Origin of the sequence: Mesorhizobium sp. M5C.F.Ca.ET.164.01.1.1, from assembly GCF_004792125.1 — a bacterium.
In the GTDB taxonomy this organism is placed as follows: domain Bacteria; phylum Pseudomonadota; class Alphaproteobacteria; order Rhizobiales; family Rhizobiaceae; genus Mesorhizobium; species Mesorhizobium wenxiniae.
Map to the genome: position 1 here is coordinate 1 of NZ_SRTG01000370.1, position 322 is coordinate 322.

Annotated in this window: 1 protein-coding gene; it reads right to left on the reverse strand. The window is 65.8% G+C overall.

The window, feature by feature from the left end; translation table 11 throughout:
- Nucleotides 1-322: class I SAM-dependent methyltransferase (locus EN807_RS33855; protein ID WP_135938041.1), on the reverse strand; the 322-nt coding region annotated here is incomplete at both ends.

A 322-nucleotide genomic window follows, 5' to 3' on the forward strand; every position in this document is an offset into this window, starting at 1 on the left:
CGGCTATCCTGGCGAGCACCTGATCGATCTGGTCGCGGGGCACATGGATCAGGACGGCGAGCGCCAGCACTGCATCGTAGGGGCCGCCGAGATCGTCGGTGAGGAGATCGAGAAGCTCGCCGTGCTTGCCGCGCGCAGCCTGCAGCTCGAGAAACCGCTTTGTCGCGTCGGTGCGCCGAACCTTGACGCCCAGGCCCTCCAGAAAGTCGGCGTCGTATCCCGCTCCCGACCCGACTTCGAGAATCTGGCCGGCGGTGCCAGCGATCGCCACAAGGCGCTTCAGCGATGCCTGTTCTCTGTCGTTGGGGACATGCCGCACGAT